Consider the following 6,583-nt stretch of genomic DNA (forward strand, 5'->3'; position numbering starts at 1 on the left):
TGATACGTCTGATTCTGAATACTGTCCAAGTACATTCGTAAATAATTCTCAACGTTATAGACTGGATCTGCGATACTGATTAATTCATTTCCATACTATAATTACTTTTCTCCTAAAATTTTTTGTATCTCTGTCACCATTCCATTTGCATCTTCTGTTCTAAAGACTTTACTATATCCACTTGAATCATGACTAGTATTCTCAAAAGTATAGACAGGTTTATTCTGTTCTATTGCTCTATTAACAATACCATCCACCTCTCCCCAATGGTTGATATCTAAATAAATATCTGATTTCTTCAACAAGTCCTCAATAATATCATCATGATGAACATTTGTGTATATATTTACGTTTTCATAACGATTGAAACTTTCAAGATGATCCGAAATATTTGTTTTAGCTGCTATATGGAAAGCTACCTCTGGAAGATTTTGAACAAGATAGTCTAGGCTTTCTAAAGTGTCCGAAGCTGTTAAAGTAAAAACATGAAATTGGTGTTGGTTCCTAGGAATGATTTTCAAATCCTCTTGAGAAGTAACGATAGAATTAGCTGGTATATCTTTATAAATCAGAGCATTTGCTCCAATTATGACATTATCTCCAATAGTCACTCCTTTTAAAATGACAACATTGGTTCCAATCCAACAATTGTTTCCTATCGTTATTTTGTCAGCAGTAAATTGAATTTTTTCGATATGGTAATTTGAGTATTTATGATTATGGTCAAAAATCCTCACCCCATCTCCAAACATGGTATCCTTACCAATTTCAATTTCTTTACCACAACGAATCGTACAATGGTCATTAAAGAAAACTCTATTTCCTAGTGTTAATTTAGCATTATTAGCTACTTCTAAACTTACAAATGAACGGAATGTAACATCTGTTCCTAATTCAATAGTACTAGTAGGAGAAATCTCTATATGATGAAACTCTCCTAATAACTTTACAGAATCTTTAAAATCCATGTTTTTCTTCCACTTCTCTTAATTTCTCAATCATTTCTTTAACTTGTTCTACTTTGTAGGTTATCTGTCCCATTTCACGATATTTTGTATTTTCAAAAGCTAAAATTAACTTTCCTCTTTTTGAAAATTGATCTAACATTTCCTCTGTTTTTTCACCATGATTAATGTCTAAAAGCACCTGACTAGTCTCAATTAATTCTTGATCCAGTTCTACTAAATAATTGATCCCAGCATAAACAGTTACATTTGGATAGACCAACAATTGTTTCAAACGATCACTGACCATCACTCTAGCTGCAATCTTAAATTGAATATTAGGCAAGGATTGAATCAATGTATCAATTTGTTCAATCTGATCTGAAGACGTATAAATTAAACAAGTAAACGGTTCTCTGATAGGATAGATATGTGATTTTTGTAGTGGATGTAAATGATGATTTTGGCCCAACTCTGTCCATTCCAGACTATGATAATACCACCAAACATCACGATAGCTCTGCGCAGCTAAATCAAACCACGGCTTTCTATGTGAGAGATAGTGGATAATACCAGGATAATCTTGACCTGCTGGTAACTCATAATCTGTGAATTGCTTATGAATCACAACATGGTTATTGTCAAATTCCATCTCTATCCATCTATTTTCAAAGAGCATATTTAAAATACTCTGATCCGCTTGATCTACCTTATCATGCCACTCATTTGTCAAATCTATCAAACGTTGGGACATGTTTTCTTGTTTCCACAAACGATTGTTGATTAGTAAAACACCCGCATTGAACATTTCCCTGCCATAGTATACTCTTCCTCCATAATCTCGAACAGCTGCTAATGGATAGTCTTGCAAATCTGTTTCAAACAAGTTATCCAAATTTTTAGTTACTACCAAGTCACAGTCTAAATAGAGAGCCTTATCTTCTTGCACAAAGTCAGATACAAAATAACGCAAAAATACTGTGTAACTAATATCTGTTTTATAACGCGAAATTTGCTCATAAGTAACCCGACAATTGATAATCTCTGAGTCATATCTTTCCAATCGCTTGTTTAATTGTTTAAACCATTCATTAGGAAAATCACTATTAATCAGATAAAACCGAATCGAGCGATTATGATAGCAAATGGACTTAATAGTCGTCATGACCTGCTCGACATAGGCATAATTTGCTGCAAGGACAACAGCTTTTTTATCTATTGTCTTTTCAGTAGTTAATTGACTTAAAACCACTTTTTTAGCAGCAAGTTCCTTGTATGTATTAGTATCCGATAAGGTACTAGCTTGACCATTAGATAGTACGCTATCTAACATCTTACTATAAACTGCCAAGTGCTTTTCTAAAGGATAGCCTAAACTAGCTAGTAAAGTAATACGTTCCGACATCGCATCTACTAAAGCATGCATCCACTTTTCAGTCCACGACCTAGAACTACTTCCTTCTCTCTGGCGGTAAGCATATAAACCTGCATTCAAATAGATTGTCTTTTCAGCAAGTAAATAAATCTTTTGATTGAGATATCCATCTTCACCTAATTTACCTACTTCAAAACGTAGCTCCCTAAATAAATCTGCTTTATAAAGCTTTCCACCAACACAAAGCAAAGCAAAATTCTTCATATGTTCTGATTCATAAAAATTTTCAAAAATAGAGACATTATCATACACTTTCTCATAATAGGAACTTCCAAATATATGGAAGTAGAATATCCCTTCCTGTTCATTATATGAGTAATAATTCCCAACTGCAATATCTGCCTGATACTCAATTAATTTATTATATAGAACTTCTACATAATCCGGCTCAACCCAATCATCTGAATCAACAAAGGTAACATAAGATCCTGTCATTCGATCCAAGCCCATATTTCGTGCTTCAGATTGACCACCATTTTCTTTTTCAATATAAATAATTCGATTATCTTTTTGTGCATACTCTTGACAAATTTTACCCGAATTATCTGTAGAGCCATCATTGATAACGATAATTTCAAGATTTTTATAAGTTTGGTTAATTAAACTATCCAAACATTTATTTAGGTAATTTTCAACATTGTAAACTGGTACAATTACCGTAATTTTTTCAGTCATGAAGCTATTCTCCTTTCCTAATATTATAACATTTTTTTGCTATTTTTTAAGCTATTAAGGAATTTCCAAGTTAAAAAAATATATTTATTTCATTGATAGAATCGTTCATACAGTATCAAATTATAATTAAACTAAAAATTGTATAATAGTGCAAAAATATAAGTTGAATAATTTAAAATATTTAGCGTTATAATCTTACTGCAGTTACACAATAACATTTTCGAATGATCAATCCTAAAGATAAATTTTTAATTCATCTCAGACATCTAAAAAATGACTCGTCTATATGCATATCAAGTATCTTTTAGGAATTTATTGATATAACTAGCCTTATTATTTTAGAATAGCTATCTAATAAACGTAAAAAAGCGACCCACATCAAAAATTAGATAACATTCTAATTTTTGAGTATAAGCCACTTTTTCTATCTAAAAATAAAGAAAAACAAATTTGTAAAATGTGTTTTACTAACCTTTAAAATATTTAGCTGCAATTGCTTTTTTGACCAAAATTTGTTGATAAGATTCCACATCTCCATGTTTAAGAGTTTCTTCTTCATGAATAGATAATCGCCATTTATAAGCTTGAATTTCTCTATCCAATAACTCCTGAGGAGCTCCAATCAATTGGAGAATAGTCATACGTTCTTCAATACTCTTTAAGGGATATACATCTGCAAGATTGACTGTCCTTGTAACACTTGTAGAACGTTTTCTATGGATATAAATAGCCTTATTCATAAAAGCAATTTTATCTGTCTGAAGATAAACTTTATAAGTTGTGTAATCATCCTCTACACTTTTATCTGTTGGATATACAATATCTTTAAACAACTCCGTCTTGTATAACTTCGCCCACGGAACTGTGAAGCATTGACTGAAATTATACTTACTGTCATATTGATGGCAAAACCATTCAAATGGCGTATAAGTCTTCTCAAAATAATCATCTGTTCCTACATGAATCAAAAAACTAGCTTGATCATCTAAAAATTGAGTAAAGTTTCCGATTGCAATATCTGCATCTGTTTTTTTCAATAAATCATAAAGATTTTGGATATGATCCAACTCCAACCAGTCATCATTATCTACAAAAACGATATAATCCCCAGTTACAACTTCCAAGGCACGATTGCGGCTAGAAGAAACCCCACCGTTTCTTTTATGATAGACTTTAACACGTTCATCTTGATTTTGATAACGTTGACAGATTGCTGCTGAACCATCTGTTGAGCCATCATTAATCAAAATAATTTCAAGATTTTGATAGGTTTGTTGAACGATACTATCCAAGCATTTTTCAAGATATAGTTCTGACATATAAACAGGAATGATAACACTAATTTTTTCCATCATTTTAATCATATACTCCTTTTCTAATGCAATATATAAAAAACAAAGTCGATTTCAGTATAGTAGGCATTTTTTAAGATATGCTCTAAATTAATTCTAATATTTCTAATAACAGATTAATCACATTTAACTTTCCCTGCATTTGGTAAGTATTCTCTTATAAATTCTGATATATCCTTACTCATGATTTTATCCAATCGTTCAGAAATAATGTCTTCTGGCCAATTCCACCACGCAATTTCTAACATCTGTTCACGGAAAATAGGCTCTGCGATTCGATAACGAATCACTTTGGCTGGATTGCCTCCTACAACAGCATATGGTTCTACATCCTTGGTCACTAGAGCCCCTGCTGCTATGACTGCACCATCTCCAATAGTTACCCCAGCCATGATTTGAGCATTGTTACCAATCCAAACATCATTACCAACTCGAGTTGGACTTTTCAAAATATGGTCATCAGTCATCTGCAATGACTCATCCGTGTAAAACACCTCTAAACTCTTGAATGGATAAGTTGTAATCAACTCTAAATCATGATTTGCAGTGATAAATTGAACATTATGCCCAATAGAACAATAATCACCAATTATAACTTGACCTCCGTGGTCATAGTCAATTAATTGTGGAATGCCATACGTATGTTTCCCTACTATTAAGGCTCCGTAATCAATCAAATAGCGACAAGTATATTTTGTCAGGTAATCAAATAAATCTGGACGCGAATCATATATTCGTATTTCCAAGGGAATCGTTTCCTGATGTAAACCTTCCCAGTAGGAATAACCTACTTCTTCATAGCAACACTCAAAAACTGCTGTTAGTTGCTCTGACTTAGAATATAATTTAAGTTTGTAATCTTCTAATTTCCAAAACCGCTCATTATCATGACCTGCTCCACCAATATCTCTAATCTTACCATCAGATAAGAATTGAAAATAACGTTGGTGTTGCTTATTTTTATGTGAAAATAGACAGAATTTTCCAGATAGCAATTAAAACTCTCTCCCTTCAACTAAATTGACTATATCTATCAGTGTGTCTACAATATGAATAACTTGTCATCCAACTAAAACTTTTATACAAATTTAATGTTACTAACCATTAATATAGAGGTACTATATAGCGTTCTGTTATTATATACATCTTACCACAAATAGCCTTATAATAAAAGCAACTTACATACAATTAACAACTCGGAAATATAATCATACACAATTCAAGGTCATGCCGATGAAGTTTTATTTCTTCAAGGATATTAATCAACAAGTAAAGTGAGGTCTTAAAGTCTTGTTTACCATAGGCTACAATCGTACAGGAAAAATGCGAATACAACTATCGATCATTAGTGGACATTTACGACGAAATAATGCAAAAAATCCCCTGGATGAGTTTTCATCCAAGGGATTTTTCATAAATCGAAATAACAATACTTTCTATGTATTTTTAATCCGATTATTCTTCATCATCACGTTTACGGCGTTTCGCAAACAGACCTAGACCAGTCACAGCTGCCAAAGCTCCAAGGAGTGCAGATGACTTAGAAGCTTCTGTACCTGTATTTGGCAATTGCTGTCTTGACTTACCTGCTGATTCTGATGGTGTTTCAGAAGATAATGTGTCTGTTGACGCTGATTCTGAAGCACTTGTTGATGCTGATTCTGACGCACTTGTTGATGCCGATTCTGAAGCTGATGTGCTTGCTGATTCTGACGCACTTGTTGATGCTGACTCAGATGCACTTGTTGATGCTGATTCAGATGCTGATGTGCTTGCTGATTCTGAAGCACTTGTTGATGCTGATTCAGAAGCGCTTGTGCTTGCTGATTCTGACGCACTTGTTGATGCCGATTCTGAAGCTGATGTACTTGCTGACTCAGAAGCTGATGTGCTTGCTGATTCAGATGCACTTGTTGACGCTGACTCAGATGCCGATGTGCTTGCTGATTCTGAAGCACTTGTTGATGCTGACTCAGATGCTGATGTACTTGCTGATTCTGACGCACTTGTTGATGCTGACTCAGATGCACTTGTTGACGCTGATTCTGACGCACTTGTTGATGCTGATTCAGAAGCTGATGTGCTTGCTGACTCAGATGCACTTGTTGATGCTGACTCAGATGCACTTGTTGACGCTGATTCTGACGCACTTGTTGATGCTGATTCAGAAGCTGATG

General features: G+C 33.6%; 5 protein-coding genes. All 5 read right to left on the bottom strand.

Features of this window, described 5'->3' with window-relative positions; genetic code table 11:
• Nucleotides 1-101: 101 nt before the first annotated feature.
• Entirely contained in the window at nt 102-968 is an 867-nt protein-coding gene (locus FJR73_RS04535; RefSeq protein WP_140833582.1) for a DapH/DapD/GlmU-related protein, read from the bottom strand.
• On the bottom strand, nt 958-3,054 hold the full coding sequence (locus tag FJR73_RS04540; RefSeq protein ID WP_140833584.1) for a glycosyltransferase: 2,097 nt from the start codon (nt 3,052-3,054) through the stop codon (nt 958-960). The genes FJR73_RS04535 and FJR73_RS04540 overlap by 11 nt, the downstream gene beginning before the upstream one ends.
• A 467-nt stretch (nt 3,055-3,521) precedes the next feature.
• Complete coding sequence (locus FJR73_RS04545) at nt 3,522-4,406, bottom strand: glycosyltransferase family 2 protein (protein ID WP_140833592.1); 885 nt, start codon at nt 4,404-4,406, stop codon at nt 3,522-3,524.
• A 116-nt stretch (nt 4,407-4,522) separates the two neighbouring features.
• Complete coding sequence (locus FJR73_RS10520) at nt 4,523-5,152, bottom strand: CatB-related O-acetyltransferase (protein ID WP_308851410.1); 630 nt, start codon at nt 5,150-5,152, stop codon at nt 4,523-4,525.
• A gap of 709 nt (nt 5,153-5,861) precedes the next feature.
• On the bottom strand, nt 5,862-6,583 hold a 722-nt coding region (locus FJR73_RS10605), incomplete at its 5' end, for an LPXTG cell wall anchor domain-containing protein (RefSeq protein WP_140833586.1).

It is taken from the genome of Streptococcus sp. D2 (assembly GCF_006385825.1).
GTDB classification, from domain to species: domain Bacteria; phylum Bacillota; class Bacilli; order Lactobacillales; family Streptococcaceae; genus Streptococcus; species Streptococcus shenyangsis.